General features: G+C 50.3%; 10 protein-coding genes. 9 read left to right on the top strand and 1 reads right to left on the bottom strand.

The window, feature by feature from the left end; translation table 11 throughout:
- Window positions 1-21: 21 nt before the first annotated feature.
- The 3 genes from H1D31_RS16470 (at window position 22) to H1D31_RS16460 (ending at window position 4,590) form a co-directional block, all read left to right on the top strand.
- Window positions 22-1,344, top strand: coding sequence for an ATP-binding protein (locus H1D31_RS16470; RefSeq protein WP_261259921.1), 1,323 nt, complete (start codon window positions 22-24; stop codon window positions 1,342-1,344).
- 32 nt (window positions 1,345-1,376) lie between these two features.
- Window positions 1,377-1,841 (top strand): methyltransferase family protein, encoded by a 465-nt coding sequence (locus H1D31_RS16465; RefSeq protein ID WP_261259919.1) that lies wholly within the window; start codon window positions 1,377-1,379, stop codon window positions 1,839-1,841.
- A gap of 160 nt (window positions 1,842-2,001) precedes the next feature.
- Complete coding sequence (locus tag H1D31_RS16460; protein ID WP_261259918.1) at window positions 2,002-4,590, top strand: TonB-dependent receptor; 2,589 nt, start codon at window positions 2,002-2,004, stop codon at window positions 4,588-4,590.
- 50 nt (window positions 4,591-4,640) lie between these two features.
- Here the strand turns inward: H1D31_RS16460 and uvrA are convergent, their stop codons facing one another.
- Complete coding sequence (gene uvrA, locus H1D31_RS16455; RefSeq protein WP_261259917.1) at window positions 4,641-7,463, bottom strand: excinuclease ABC subunit UvrA; 2,823 nt, start codon at window positions 7,461-7,463, stop codon at window positions 4,641-4,643.
- Between the two features lie 22 nt (window positions 7,464-7,485).
- On the opposite strand from uvrA, the gene H1D31_RS16450 reads away from it, so the two are divergent.
- The 6 genes from H1D31_RS16450 (at window position 7,486) to H1D31_RS16425 (ending at window position 15,621) form a co-directional block, all read left to right on the top strand.
- Window positions 7,486-9,060: an MFS transporter gene (locus H1D31_RS16450; protein WP_261259916.1), complete on the top strand. Its 1,575-nt coding sequence runs from the start codon at window positions 7,486-7,488 to the stop codon at window positions 9,058-9,060.
- Between the two features lie 22 nt (window positions 9,061-9,082).
- Entirely contained in the window at window positions 9,083-9,667 is a 585-nt protein-coding gene (gene ssb, locus H1D31_RS16445) for a single-stranded DNA-binding protein (protein WP_008606349.1), read from the top strand.
- A 329-nt stretch (window positions 9,668-9,996) separates the two neighbouring features.
- Window positions 9,997-11,190, top strand: coding sequence for a site-specific integrase (locus H1D31_RS16440; RefSeq protein ID WP_261259915.1), 1,194 nt, complete (start codon window positions 9,997-9,999; stop codon window positions 11,188-11,190).
- 246 nt (window positions 11,191-11,436) lie between these two features.
- Window positions 11,437-13,023: a site-specific integrase gene (locus H1D31_RS16435; protein ID WP_261259914.1), complete on the top strand. Its 1,587-nt coding sequence runs from the start codon at window positions 11,437-11,439 to the stop codon at window positions 13,021-13,023.
- Entirely contained in the window at window positions 13,016-15,208 is a 2,193-nt protein-coding gene (locus H1D31_RS16430) for a hypothetical protein (protein WP_261259913.1), read from the top strand. The genes H1D31_RS16435 and H1D31_RS16430 overlap by 8 nt, the downstream gene beginning before the upstream one ends.
- 2 nt (window positions 15,209-15,210) lie before the next feature.
- Window positions 15,211-15,621, top strand: coding sequence for a hypothetical protein (locus H1D31_RS16425; protein ID WP_261259912.1), 411 nt, complete (start codon window positions 15,211-15,213; stop codon window positions 15,619-15,621).
- Window positions 15,622-15,648: the final 27 nt, after the last annotated feature.

Raw genomic sequence — 15,648 nt, 5'->3', positions numbered from 1 at the left:
TTTCCCTTGCTGGAGCCTGCCATGCAACGTGAGTTACTGACTACCTTACTAAACTGGAAAGCCTTGCCGGAACGCAAGCCGCTGCTAATTGACGGCGCCCGGCAGACCGGTAAAACCTACTTACTGCAAACTCTGTTTGGTCAGCATTTCCCTAGAGTACTGCGTATCGATTTTCTGGAATCGCCACAGATGGCTGATGCCTTTGCCGGCTCTTTAGTACCGCAAGATGTACTGACCAATATAGAGCTGTTAACAGGCCAGCCGTTTAATCTGCAAACCGACTTATTAATCCTCGATGAAATTGGTGAATGCCCGCGTGCCGTTACCGCCCTAAAGTACTTTGCCGAGCAAACCCCGCAGGCGTTTATTGCTGCCAGTGGCTCTAATATTGGTTTGCTGAATACTTTCCCGGTGGGTAAGGTGGAACAATACAATTTACGCCCTTTAACCTTTCGCGAGTTTTTGTTGGCCGCCAATGAGCGGGCTTTACTAAAGGTGTATGACGCAGCGCAAAACTCCGCTGCTGCGCACAGCAGATTGTTTGATAAGTTAACTGATTATTACTTTACTGGTGGTATGCCGGAGGCGGTGAGCCTGTGGTTTAAATTGGTTGATCAGAGCATCTTGCAGCGGGTTAAAGCGGTTGCAAAAGTACAGGCGGATCTGCTGGCTGGTTATCGTCGGGATTTTGGTAAATATGCCGGTAAAACCGATGCGGCGCTGATAGAAGCTATTTTTACGGCTGTACCGTCACAGCTGGCAGCTGTGGTAGATGAGTCGGTTAAGCGCTTTAAATTTAAAGATGTTTATGCGCGAAAATCACGTTATCAGGATCTGGAAACCGGCATTGCCTGGCTGGAAAAATGCCGTCTGGTATTAAAAAATTATCCGCTTGAAGGGTTGCCCCGCAGCCCGCTGGCTGCTTATAAAAAGGATAATATGGTAAAGCTGTTTCTGTTTGATGTCGGTCTGCTAAACCACATGCTTGGTGTAAGTTATCTGGAGCTTAAGCAGCAGAATTTTGAGTATAAAGGCTATATTGCAGAAAATTTTGTACAGCAGGAGTTGGCTGCGCTGGGGATCGATCCATGTTTTTCCTGGCATGATGCCAGAGCGAAAATTGAATTTATTCTAACTGATGCGACAGGCAATATTGTTCCGTTGGAAGTGAAAAGCGGTAAGCGCACCCGTGCCCGATCGCTGCAATCCTTTATTGAAAAATGCCAGCCGCTAAAAACGATCAAATTAACGGGAGCTCAGGGCTCTTCAGCGCTGGAACAGCAACATCTGGTGTACCCACTTTATTACACCGCACATGCCGTTACTCAGCATCTGTTGACATAAAGGTTACACGTTATCGCTACAGGGAGCCAACTATGTCATTTTTAGAACTTAAAATCCCACCGCTGCTTTTAATGTTGTTATTTGCGCTTGGGATGTGGCTGTTGGCACCACTTACGGCGCCGCTCTCTACGCAACTAGCACTATATACCACTGTGTTGGCACTTTGTCTGGCAGTAACCGGCATAGCGGTGGCATTGGCCGGGGTATTGGCGTTTCGGCGTGCTAAAACCACAGTGGATCCGCGGGTGCCGCAACAAAGCTCCAGTCTGGTGCTAGTGGGCATATACCGCTATAGCCGTAACCCAATGTATCTGGGGTTTTTATTGTTGTTGGCTGCCTTTGCCTGTTATTTGCAGAGCCTACTGGCTTTGGCTTTGTTACCGCTGTTTGTACTTTACTTAAATCAGTTTCAGATAAAACCCGAGGAGCGTTTTTTACAGCAGAAGTTTGGCAAGGATTATCAGGTTTATTTACATAATGTAAGGAGATGGTTATAGCGATAATGCTTTGCTACTATTTGCCTGTCTTGCTATTTTCGTTTTTTATCAGTTATTTGTAGTTTCACTCCTATGGTGTTCTTGTTGTCATGTTGCCCATATGCTAATTTTTAATTGGCTAAAGTGTAGCCATGTAAATAAACATAAGAAAAGGACATCCATGAACATTCCATTTAAACTCTCACTGTGCGCTGTGGCGACGGCCTCCCTGCTTTTACCGCTCGATTCCATCGCACAACAACAAAATACTGAAAGCTCCGACCTGCAACAAGTTGAACGTATTGAAGTAACCGGCTCCCGGATCAAGCGTAATGATCTGGAAGGCGCCGTACCGATCACGGTGATTGACCGTGATGCCATTTCCAAGTCTGGTTTTTCTAATCTGCAACAGCTGCTGGAGCGGACGCCGGTAGCTGGTGTGGGCACGTTTTCTACCCGCGGTAATAATCAGGACTCCACCGCCAATGGCGGCGCGGCCATCAGTTTGCGCGGCTTTGGTGCTGATGCTACCTTGGTGTTGATCAATGGTCGGCGGGTTGCAGTAAGTGCCTTTGCCGAAAATATTGCCAATTCCTTTGTCGATATTAATAGTATTCCGGTAGCGGCCATTGAACGGGTGGAAATCCTGAAAGATGGCGCTTCTGCCGTGTATGGCTCTGATGCCGTTGCCGGCGTGGTCAACGTGATATTGCGTAAAGATTTTGAAGGCACCGAAATCTCCTTTAGTCACGGCGGTACTACAGGGCCTTCCTATGATGAAACGTCGGCCAGCATGGTTTGGGGTACTCAGGGTAAAGAGGCCAGCGCCACGCTGATTCTGGATTACTTTAAGAACACTACTATTCTGGGCTCGGAGATGGGCCGCTTTGGTACTGCCAATCAGGCACCTTATGGCGGTAATGATTTACGTTCATCGCGTGGCTATCCGGGTAACTTTATTGTCAACGGTGTCACCCGTATCGACCCGGGCTGTCCGGCAGATCAGGCTTTTGGCCAGACCTGTGTTTTTGATTATGGCCCCTTTATTATGGCCGCCACCCCGGCAGAGCGCGTAGGCGCGGTATTAATGGCCAGCCAGAACCTCGGTGCCAATACTCAGGCTTATGCCGAGCTGTCGGTGCAGCATAACCGGTCCAAGGCGCAGGGGGCGGCAACGCCGCTCGATGGTGATGCTGGTCTGACTGTACCAGGTACTCATCCCAACAATCCTTTTGGCACTGATATCAGAATTAACCGCTTCAGAACCGTTGATGCCGGCCCCCGTATCTGGGATATCGAGTCTGACTCATTACGCCTGGTATTGGGTGTAAAAGGCCAATTTAATGAATTGGATTGGGATATTTCAGCGCAAAAAGGCCGCAGCGAGTCGATGCAAACCGGCAGCAAGTCGCAGGGCTGGGTAAGAACCGACTTTTTACAGCAGCAGATCAACCTTGGTCGTTATAACCCCTTTGGCGGTTTCAGAAACTCTCCGGAAGTGATTGATGCGATTACCACCAGTCTGGTGCGTCGCGGCGAGTCACACCTGACCGCCTTTGATGCCAGTATCAGCGGTGATGCGTTTAAGCTGGGTGATCAGGTGGTGTCGTTCGCAGCCGGTGCGGAATACCGCAAAGAAGATGCCTTTGACCAGCCGGATGATCAGTTCCAGCGTGGTTTGATTTTTGGTACCGAATCGGTATCTGCTCAGGCTGAGCGCGATCAGTATGCCGCCTATATCGAGTTTCTGGTACCACTGAGCGACCAGTTAGAGTTAACCCTGGCTGGCCGCTATGATGATTACAGTGATTTTGGTTCGACCACTAACCCCCAGGTTAGTATCAAGTGGCGGCCGCAGGATAACTTTACTGTGCGGGCATCCTATGGTCAGGGTTTCCGGGCGCCATCACTGGCCCAGATTGGTTTAGGGCCGTCGCAGGAGTCGGTATTCTTTACTGATACTTTCCGTTGCCCTACCCCTGATGCCAGTAATCCGGCTTGTGCCGCAACTGACTATACCATCGTCTTTGTCGGCGGTGAGGGCTTACAACCGGAAGAGTCCGAGACCTTTAATATCGGCTTTGTCTGGCAGGTCACTGATCAGTTTGATATCAGTGCGGATGTGTGGAGCATCACTCAGGATAACAAGATCGACAAAAACGACTATGAAAACGTGTACGCTGCGGAGTGTAACCGTCAAAACAGTACGCTCTGTGTGCGGTTAGCGCCTTTGCCGGGTCAAACGCTGGGAGAGCTGTCCCGGATCTTCAATAGCTACATTAATATCAGCTCGCAGGAAGCGCGGGGCTTGGATCTGTCAACGGCTTACCGCTTCAATCTGCAGCAGTATGGTGCCTTGCGGCTTAGCCTGGACTACTCCTACACCGATTCATTTAAGAAGAACGGTATCGAGTACGCCGGCGAGTACAACTATCCGCAGCATCGCTGGTTAGCGACTGCCGACTGGAGCTACGGTGATTGGGGTCTGGTGACCAGCCTGAACTATGTAGGTGCCTTTGAAGATTATGCACCTCCGGCCGAAGTGATGAGCACCAAAACCCGCACCGTTAGTGCCCAGGCATTGCTGGATATTCAGGGGCGTTACAGTCTGAACAGCAATACCACTCTGATGCTGGGGATGAACAATGCGCTGGATAAGGATCCGCCATTTGCGATTGGTGATGGTGATGCCGATCTTTATGGCTATGCCTCTAAAGTGCACAACCCTCGCGGCCGCTTTATTTACGGTAAGATCAATTACCGTTTCTAATTCGCTCGTTAGCCAAACCAAGGCAGCACTGTTGTGCTGCCTTAATCGGTTTATCCCAACATCGGCTTTAAATATTTACCGGTATAAGACCGCTCACAAACTGCAACCTGCTCAGGCGTGCCGGCAATCAGGACTTCGCCGCCGCCGCTGCCACCTTCCGGGCCTAAGTCGACAATCCAGTCGGCGGTTTTAATCACATCCAGATTATGCTCAATGACCACTATGGTATTGCCGTGATCGCGTAGCCGGTGCAAGACATTCAGCAGCTGCTGGATATCGTAAAAATGCAGGCCGGTGGTCGGTTCATCGAGAATATACAGAGTTTTACCGGTATCGCGTTTACTCAGCTCGCGTGCCAGTTTCACCCGTTGCGCTTCACCGCCGGATAAGGTGGTCGCCGACTGCCCGAGCTTAATATAGGACAGGCCAACATCCATCAGCGTTTGCACCTTACGCTTAATCGCCGGGATGGCGTCAAAGAAATCCAGCGCATCTTCCACCGTCATATCCAGCACTTGGTGGATATTCTTGCCTTTGTATTTAATTTCCAGCGTTTCGCGGTTATAGCGTTTGCCCTTACAAACATCGCAGGGCACATACACATCGGGTAAAAAATGCATTTCCACTTTTATGACGCCATCGCCCTGACAGGCCTCACAGCGCCCGCCTTTGACGTTAAAACTAAAGCGACCTACCTGATAACCGCGTGAGCGCGCTTCCTGGGTACCGGCAAACAGCTCGCGTACGCCGGTAAAAATACCGGTGTAGGTTGCGGCGTTCGATCGCGGCGTGCGACCAATCGGGCTTTGATCGATATCGATTACTTTATCAAAATGCTCCAGTCCGCTTACCGCCTGATAGGGCGCCGGATCGTCACCCTCGGCTTTATTTAATACCCGGTGGGCGATGCGGAACAGGGTATCGTTGATCAGTGTCGACTTCCCGGAGCCGGATACCCCGGTAACACAGGTCATCAGGCCAAAGGGAATGGCGAGATCGACGTTTTTCAGGTTATTGCCGCTGGCGCCGGTCAGCTTTAACCATTTATCATTCAGTGGCGTACGCTTCGCTGGCACCGCGATTTTGCGCGCCCCCGACATATACTGGCCGGTCAGCGACTCTTCTACTGCCATCACCTGTTGCAGCGTACCCTGCGCTACGATATTGCCGCCATGCACGCCGGCACCGGGGCCGATATCAATAATATAGTCCGCGGCCCGCACGGCATCTTCGTCATGCTCAACCACGATAACGGTATTACCCAGATCGCGCAGATGATTCAGCGTCGCCAGTAAGCGGTCGTTATCACGCTGGTGCAAACCGATAGAGGGCTCATCCAGCACATACATCACGCCAACTAAACCGGCGCCGATCTGGCTGGCTAAACGGATGCGCTGTGCTTCGCCGCCAGACAGGGTTTCGGCGCTGCGCGACAGGTTCAGGTAGTTAAGGCCGACATTCACCAGAAACTGCAGCCGATCCTGAATTTCTTTTAATACCTTTTCGGCAATTTTGGCTTTCTGGCCGGTCAGGCTCAGTTGCTGGAAAAATGCCAGACAATCGCCAATCGCCAGTTCTACCACTTGCGGTAAGGTGGTTTTACCGATAAAGACGTGGCGGGCTTCGGTACGTAGCCGGGTGCCATGACAGCTGGGGCAAGGCTGGCTGGCCAGATATTTACTTAGCTCTTCGCGTACCGAGTTCGATTCGGTTTCGCGGTAGCGGCGCTCCATATTCGGTAAAATGCCCTCAAACGGATGGCTGCGCAGCACAATATCGCCGCGGTCATTCAGGTATTTAAAGTCGATAATGGTATTGCCGCTGCCATACAGGATCACGTCCTGCTGCTTTTTGCTCAGGCTGTTAAAGGGCACATCCAGCTGAAAATCGTAGTGTTCAGACAGTGCCTTTAGCATCTGAAAATAATAGAAGTTACGCTTATCCCAACCGCGGATCGCCCCGCCAGCCAGACTCAGCTCATCACTGACCACCACTTTTTTCGGGTCGAAGAATTGCTTGACGCCCAAACCATCGCAGCTGGGGCAGGCGCCGGCCGGGTTATTAAAGGAAAACAGCCGTGGCTCCAGCTCGGTCATGGAGTAACCGCAAGTCGGACAAGCATAGTTAGCGGAAAACACCAGCTCTTCAGCATCAGGCTGGTCCATCAGCGCCACCCGCGCCACGCCGCCCGACAGTTGCAGTGCGGTTTCGAACGACTCGGCCAGCCGCAGCTTAATATCATCCCGCACCTTAATGCGGTCCACTACCACTTCAATGGTGTGCTTTTTCTGCAGATCTAACTTTGGCGGATCGGACAGATCGCAAATTTCACCGTCAATCCGCGCCCGCACATAGCCCTGTGCCGCCAGGCTTTCCAGCGTTTTAACATGCTCACCTTTGCGCTCCTGCACCACCGGTGCCAACACCATCAGCTTGGTACCTTCCGGAAATTCGGTGGCTTTATCCACCATCTCACTAATGGTTTGCGCGGCCAGTGGCAGATCATGCTCCGGACAACGCGGCTCGCCGACCCGCGCAAATAATAAGCGCAGATAATCGTAAATTTCGGTAATGGTACCCACAGTAGAGCGCGGGTTATGGGAGGTCGACTTTTGTTCAATCGAGATCGCCGGTGACAAGCCTTCAATATGATCGACATCCGGCTTTTCCATCAGGCTTAAAAACTGCCGGGCATAGGCCGACAGCGATTCGACATAGCGGCGTTGCCCTTCGGCATACAGAGTATCAAAGGCCAGCGACGATTTACCGGAGCCGGATAAACCTGTTACCACGATCAGTTTGTCGCGTGGCAGGGTTAGCGAAATATTCTTCAGGTTGTGGGTGCGGGCGCCGCGGATCTCAATTTTGTCCATGGTGGTTCCATTTAGCCGGATAATGCTGTACAAATATACACTAGGCTGCGCAGTAATTGCCAGCGACAAGCGGATTAAAGCTGCTTATACGCCGCCAATCCGGCTTTGGCCCGCCGTAGGCAGAATTTCACTGTCGCAATGGCAGGCATTGCTGCGGGCGCTGCCGCCGGCCGGCTTTTTTATGCTAAACTGCCGCCCTGTTTATTTTGAACCTCTGGTGTTAGCTGTTCGCATGCATCATTTGAATGCCCTGGAAAAGCGCGCCGCCGTAGCGCTGGCGCTGGTGTTTTCTACCCGTATGCTCGGGCTCTTTATGCTATTGCCGGTGTTTGCGCTGTACGGCGAACAGCTGGCCGGTTTTTCCCCGCTGTGGATCGGGTTAGCGATTGGCGCCTATGGTTTAACCCAGGCGATGTTACAAATTCCTTTTGGTTGGCTGTCGGACAAAATTGGCCGGCATAGAGTTATGCTGCTGGGCTTAGCGCTGTTTGTGCTGGGTTCGGTCGTGGCGGCGCTGGCAGAGTCTGTTTATCTGGTGACGCTGGGCCGGGTATTACAGGGTGCCGGGGCGATTTCCGGAGCCGTATTAGCACTGGCGGCAGATTTGACGCGCGAAGAGCAGCGGCCGAAAGTGATGGCGATTATCGGCGCCACCATCGGTTTATCCTTTGCCTTGGCAATGGTACTGGGGCCCTTGCTGGCGAAACTGGCCGGTTTAAGTGGCGTGTTCTGGTTTACTGCGGTAATGGCGGTGGCGGCCATGTTGTTGGTTGCTTTCGTGGTGCCGAAAAGTGTCAGTAAGGCACCGGCTGCCGAAACCTTAGCTTTACCGCAAAGTTTGGCTGCGATGTTCCGGCATCGGCAATTATTACAGCTGGACTTAGGCGTATTATTGTTGCACCTGATGCTTACGGCGATGTTTGTTGCACTACCGCCGCTACTGGCGTCGCAGCAGTTCGCGGCAGAGCAGCATTGGCAGCTGTATTTACCGGTATTATTGCTGTCGTTTGTATTTATGGTGCCGATGATGCTTATTGCGATGCGCCGGCAGCAGGAAAAACGGTATTTTTTAATAAATATACTATTATTAGTTATTGCGATGTTAATCGCTTGGCAGGCAAACAGCTTCTGGTTGTTGGCGCTGGCCCTGCTGGTATTTTTTACCGGCTTTAATTTTCTGGAAGCCAGTTTACCGGCAATGGTGTCGCGGGTGGCACCCGCCGGCCAGCGTGGCAGTGCGATGGGGATTTACTCCAGCAGCCAGTTTTTCGGTGCCTTTTTAGGCGGCTTGCTGGGTGGTGCTATCGCCCAGCACTTTGGTTTTATGGCGGTGTATGGCGCCCTAGCAGTAATTGGTTTAGTATGGCTTATCATAGCCAGCACCATGCAGGTGCCCGCCCGTGCCCAGCGCTTATCGCTACCGGTTGCTGTCAGCACTGAGCAGCAAGCCGGCCAGCTGGCAGCCAGGCTCAGTAGCCTGGCCGGGGTACAGGAAGTCACTATTTTATTGGCCGATCAGCGCTGCTACCTGAAAGTCAGTTCGCAGCAGTTTGACATCGCACAGGCTCAGTCTTTGATTGCCGCTGGCAATCAGTAACAATTTTGCAGGAGAAATACGCATGGCGCGTGGAATTAACAAAGTCATTTTAATCGGTAATCTGGGCCAGGATCCGGAAGTCCGTTATATGCCGCAGGGCGGCGCCGTCGCTAACCTGAGCATTGCGACCTCTGAAAGCTGGAAAGATAAAGCTACCGGCGAAATGAAAGAGCAAACCGAATGGCACCGGGTCGTGATTTACCAGCGTCTGGCAGAAATTGCCGGCGAATATCTGCGTAAAGGCTCTAAGGTGTATATCGAAGGCAAGCTGAAAACCCGTAAGTGGCAGGATCAGCAAGGCGTAGAGCGTTACACCACTGAAATCGTTGCCAATGAGCTGCAAATGCTGGACGGTCGTGGCGAAGGCCAGGGTGGCGGCATGGGTGGTGGAATGGGCGGCGGCCAGCAAGGTTATCAGCCGCGGGCGCCACAACAAGCCGCACCGCAGCAAGCTGCCTATCAGGGCGCACCACAACAGAATTTCCAGCCGCAAGGTAATTATCAAAAGCCGGCACAGCCACAAGGTGGCTTCCAGCAACAACCGCCAGCGCAGCAGCGTCCGCCGATGGAACCACCAATCGACTTTGATGACGATATCCCGTTTTGACTCAACAGTTTTAGTTTTGTAAAGACAAATTAGAATATATTGAAAATTTCTCTTACAGAATAGCAGGTTACACTCAAAAATCAAGTTGTTTACCTTTTGGGTAATTTAGCTTGGTTTTTGAGGATTTCTTACGTTTTCAAAATGTAAAGACAAGTGTAAAGACGTCGATTGTTTGCGACGAAAGTGGGTTTTTAATCCCTTTTTGTATGTTGAAAAGCATATGAAGTTACGTTTTTTCGTGACAATAAAACCAAGTGTTTCAAAACTGAAACACCTTTAAAATCAGTGCTATACTTCCAACTTGTTGTTAGGTTGTCTGGAGTGATGCAATGGCCTATTCTGTTCGCCTCATAGAAGTCGAGTCGCATGGTGATCGTGAAGTGATCGTGTGTGACAAAGACGGTATGCCCCCCATTGATATCAACATGTACGTTGCCCGATTTCGTAATCGTTCGCATGCCTACCGATTGAAGATCTCCAACTCTATCGTCAAACTTTATTTGTGGGCTATAGACAATCAGATTGATTTGCTTGAACGCATGAAAAGTGGTGAGTTCCTAACCTTCGTCGAAATGGAGTCTTTGAAAGAATATCTTCGTTACCGGGTGAACGCGAAGACTCATGCGCCGCAAACGATCGAGATCGCTAAGAATACGTTTATCAGTATCGATACTTACCGGCAGCGTGCGAATCAAATTCTCAATTACCTTGAGTTTCATGGAAACGTTTTCGCCGGCAGTCGCAAGAAAACCGATCCTTATGCAAAGCGCATGAGAGACTTCATCACGCAGTTCCGTCAGATCTTGATTGAACGAGGTGGGTTAAAGCATGCTAAACAACGTTATGGTCTGACTGAAGAGCAGGTGACCAAGTTACTGTGGTGGGTCAATCCTGACAATCCACAAAACCCATTCCAAGACAGGGTCAGATTACGAAATCAACTTATCGTTCAGATCTTGATCCTGACAGGTGTCCGGGAAGGGGAGCTTCTTTCAATGCGTCCTGACGCATTAATCAAAAAGCCATATGGCTATGCACTTCGGTTAAGTCAGAACACCACTCTGGATTTAGATCCGCGGGCGTACCCGCCAAATGTCAAAACCTATACCCGTGATATTCCGATCAGCGATAAGGTCGCTCAGATGATCGACACCTATATCAGCACGGAGCGAAAACTACGTGGCAGGGCCGCAGCTAAGGCACCTCCCTACTTGTTACTAAACTCCTTCAAGGAGCCTAAACCGATGACCTATCGGGGGGTTTATCACATTTGTGAGCGTCTTCGTAAACTTGATCCTGACATGTTTAAGGGACTGCTCCCATATCAGTTCAGGCATACGTTTAATGATCTCATCGTGCTTGCCTCTGGCTTGGATGTGAATTCTGAGGAATTTAAAAATATGCAGCGGGAACTGTGCGGTTGGAGCTCAGACAGTGAGCAAGGTAAAAATTACACCAAACGTGCAAGAGAAATTTTAGCTTCCGAATACTTGCAAAAAATATCATCACGGTTTAATTTATAAACAACGTTTCCGCTAGGAGAGGAAATGTTCTATTGAAGGTTGACCGAGGAATGGCAACCGTGGCCGAGGATCAGGCTGATGTTAATCATCAGGTTATGCTCATTTAAAGATGGATCTTATAGATTGTTTGTGTAAAGCGTCGTTCAATTAAGACGCGAATTACCTTACTTAGCCATTTAACACAGAAGTCACTCAAGCCCTGTTTTTATAGGGAGGGGTACTTCATGGCTGATGAGGTAAGAGCCCATGACACAAGCAACCCGCGCTAGACTAAAACCCAACGCGATCATCTCCCCTATTGACAGACCCCTTTTCGACAAGGCGTCTATTATGGGCCGTTCCCGGCGGATCGATACGTCTGCAGAGGTGTGGCAAATCGGCGAAACCGAGCCCGTTTCACTGAACTGGTCTGCACTTAGCAGATTCCCAGAGTTGCTGGTAAGTGAAATCAAGTATGCATTGGAGTTCTTCCTCGAAAAAATGTCGCCGAATACGGTTGCTAATTTCTTTGAGATCCTCAAACGCCTGTGCAAATCAATTGATGAATGGGAGGACGAACCATCACTCGCCCAACAGTTGAGCGAGTTTGTCTTTGACTTCATCGTATCTAATCGAAATCGTGATGATGAGACACATCTAAACAACCTGAGGCATTGGTACCTTCGCTCGTACCATCTAGGGTTAACCCTCTTTGAGCGCAAAACCTGTCAGGTGCTTTCTAAATTGTCCTTTAAAGGCAATCACAAGGGCCTAGACGTCATGGTCTACATGGAAGGTCGCTCGCCACTTCGCTCGGATGAGATGACACTGTTACGCAAATCGCTATATGAGTGTCGTCAGCGTGTTACCCCTTATCACCCTATTTTCCCTAAACTTGTCGCAACCTGGTTGTTTGTGGTGCTGGGAGTAAGGCCGAAGCAACTACTACTACTAATGACCGCGGATTTCTCCGTCAATGTCGACGAAGATACCGGCAATAAGACGTACTTGCTGAACGTCCCCTCCGTTAAGAAGCGACATATGTTGCCTCGTACACAGTTTAAGTCACGGATCTTACCGGTGTTCTTAGGAGAGATGATAGAGCAGCTCATCTCCGTCACTTACGGCGACTTATTCTCAAGTCAGTTGATGGCTGGTAATGAAGAGCAACTGCTTTTCATCGGAAAAAATGACAATGGAAGGCGAAATCGGCAGGCCACTTTTGAGAGGTTCGAAGCTTCGCCTGGGTATTCATTTTTCCACAATTCACCCAGTGACGTCATAGCGTTCATTGATGAATGGCGAGTGAGCAAAGGACTGCCTGCTCTGGACCTTAAGCTAACGCCACGTCGACTTCGCAAGACCTTCGCGACCCACGCGGCTTTGATGGGGACGCCGGCGATCGCGTTGATGGAGTTACTTGACCATGAAGATCTGCAGCACATCATGGTCTACTACCAGCTAGGGGTGAATTTTGCCCTGCGCGTTGATGCGGTTTACAAAAAGTACTTCAGCGACCACCTGGCATTCTTTGAGGGAAAAATTACCCTGAAAGAGCTGGTGAAGCGAAAGAACATCAACACCGTCTTTGGTCCTGATTCGCTAAAAAAGCTCGTTGGCATTGGCCTTTGTGCCAAGGGCTCTCCCTGCTCATTGCAACCCCCCTATTCCTGTTATGGCTGCAATAAGTTTGAAGCATCCAATGACATCTCAGTTCATCAGGAGGTGCTAATGGCAATGCAAAACGAAGTGAGGGAAAAATTCGGGGACGATGCGCCCCCCGGATTCTATACCGTGCCGCACATCAATGCATGCAATGAACTCGTTCGTCGTCTGGAGGTGGATCATGAGTAAGACCAACGCACTGAAGCTGACATACACGTTACTGCCCGATCTCAGTGTTGAAGAGCGGGATACTCCGCTAAATAACATTGCTCGTTTGTGGTCTCCGACACAAAACTGCGAAGAGAACTTTGCCCAGTTAGTCGATTTGGGGCAAAAGTTATGTGCGCTGGTTTTTAAAGGCCAAGTTGATTGGCATCATCACGTTTGGGACATCACGGGCTTTGAATCGACAGTTGTGGCCAGAGGGTTAGCAGAGAGGAGTAATATTCTCTTCACTCAGCGCTCTGGGCTTAAAAAAGGCGTTAAACAAAAACGGGGTGATGAAAAGCCCTTTACGGAGCCGTTTGCCTCCTTCGCCAAAGCGTTGATTGTAACAGCGCATGCCAATCATCCTATTGGTCATAATGCCCATATGGTAATGATGCGGGCACTGCGTTATTTGTATGAAGTCGCTGAGCTGCATGGTTGCCAACATGTCATTCAATTCTCACCCGGGTTGTTTGATGAAGCGATGAAGCTCGCCATTCAGCATGGCGAGAAACGCTCTACGCTCTATGTCACTGGCGAAAGGCTAAGTTACATAGCGGATAGGATGCAAGAGCTTGGCTTAACTGTCATGCCAATGAGTTGGGTTAATCCAATTAGCCGCAGTGCAAAGCACGGTGGCAACCTTCAATCCCGTAACACGCCGGAGATCAGCAAACGACGGGCGGAAATGCTACCTAAGGCCGAGGTGCTGGTCTTCTTCTCTGCCCTCTGGCAGCACTATGACGAGCTGGAAGAGCGTGACAAGGCGCTCACCTGCATGGCTGTGATCTTGATGGCGTGCGGTTTCAGGATGGATGAGTTCGTGAGTCTGGATCTCAACTGTATTCCGACCCGGGATGAGTTTATGGCGTATGAGCCTGAACTTGATCCACAAAGTGGTCGCTATTGCCGGCTATTGAAGATCCGGGTTCTGGCCAGAAAACGATATGTCTGGGACAGTAAAATTGTCCCGCCCAGCATGACAGAGATCATATTCACGGCAATTGAACGGCTAATCGCCCTTTCTGAGGAGCAAAGGTATGTTTGCCGGATGTTGCTTCAGGAGGGCAAGTGGACCAAGTTCATGCACTTTGATGACAACGAGTTACTAACCTCACGGCAGATCATGGAGGTTATAGGGGCGTCGTCGATAAGTAATACCATCACGACCCTAAAGCGCTATGGAGTGATGCCAGCGCCAGGCTCAAAGCACAAGAGCACGTTCTTCAAAGTCGCCGACATTCATCAGGGCTTTACTAATGCCTACAGGGAACGCATTAAGCCAGTGATAGACGGGATCGGCATGGCAAAAATCAAGGTTCCCCTTTGGAATATCATCACACTGCGTTTTAAAGACCAGTACACGCCCAAAGAGATGTTGAACGTCTTTGCAGAGCCGCTTACCGGTACGCAGATCCGGGATTTCTTCAATGGCCGCGATTACGTCTCGCGCGTATCCGGTGATAGCGCCAGAATGCTTAACGTATTTGAGCGTTACAGCTTCCCTGAATTGGGGGAGATCCACCACGATGCTGAGGTGCGAACACATCAGTTCAGGCATCTGCTAAACACCATCATGCAGGAGTCAGACGCTTTTTCACAGGAAGAGATCGCGAAGAACTTTCTGCGCTCAGGCACCCGGGATAACAAGGCATACAACCATCGGTTGCCTTCCACCTCGGTTGAAACAGCACTAAGAAACGTGAATAACGCCGTTTTCAAAACGCCTCAGGATGTGCCGTTAGAGGAGGCTGCGGCATTAGCACGCCGCTTTCCTTTGCTCACGCCTAATGAGCTCACCAAAGATCTGGAGAGCTTTGGTAGTTCACACATCATGGATATTGGGCGCTGCCGACATGATTATGTTCAGGGACCCTGTGGCTTACATTACGCCTGCTTGCATAACTGCAAGCATTACCGGCGTACAAAAGGAGATGAGCAGGAAATAGCCCGCCTTACTACACGCAGAAATATCGCGCAGGCACAAATGGACCGGGCACTGGAAGATGCCCAGGAGGGCTTTACCGGCGCCAATGCGTGGTATTTACATCACAAGGAGTTGGTCGACGGATGCAATGCCGCATTAGCAATCGAGGAGGATCCTGACTACAAACCGGGTGACATCGTTCAAATCTTCCCCAATGGTCGTGATTCCTGCGAGGTATAAGGATGACGACAAGATATATCACTGATGAAGCGGAACAAAAAATTGTTCAGCTCCTTGATGAGTGGGCAACAGGGTGCTTCGGGACAGGATTGTCCTGGGCTAACCTGCAAAAAGCGTTTGGTTATAGCCGCCAGGCGCTTAGTGCAAATCCGCGTATTAAAACCAAATATCAGGAGGTAAAACAGGCTCTTAAGACACTCAAAACCCGCGTTCAGAAAGCCGGCTCTGTGGATAGCGAACTTGATCGCTTACGGGAAGAAAACGCCGAACTTAAAGCTCGCGTTGTCGAGTATGAGAAGCGCTTTACCCGTTGGATCCACAACTGTCATAAGCGGGCAATTAACCCCTTAGATCTTGATGAACCAATGGGTATAAGCTTGAAAACTGCCGCAAGATCGTTGGACGGGCGATAAATTTGGAGAAATTTTCACCATTTTGTG

It is taken from the genome of Alishewanella sp. BS5-314, from assembly GCF_025377695.1.
GTDB lineage: Bacteria > Pseudomonadota > Gammaproteobacteria > Enterobacterales > Alteromonadaceae > Alishewanella > Alishewanella aestuarii.
Note: the sequence above shows the minus strand (reverse complement) of the source record. Positions and strands in the feature narration are given on the sequence as shown.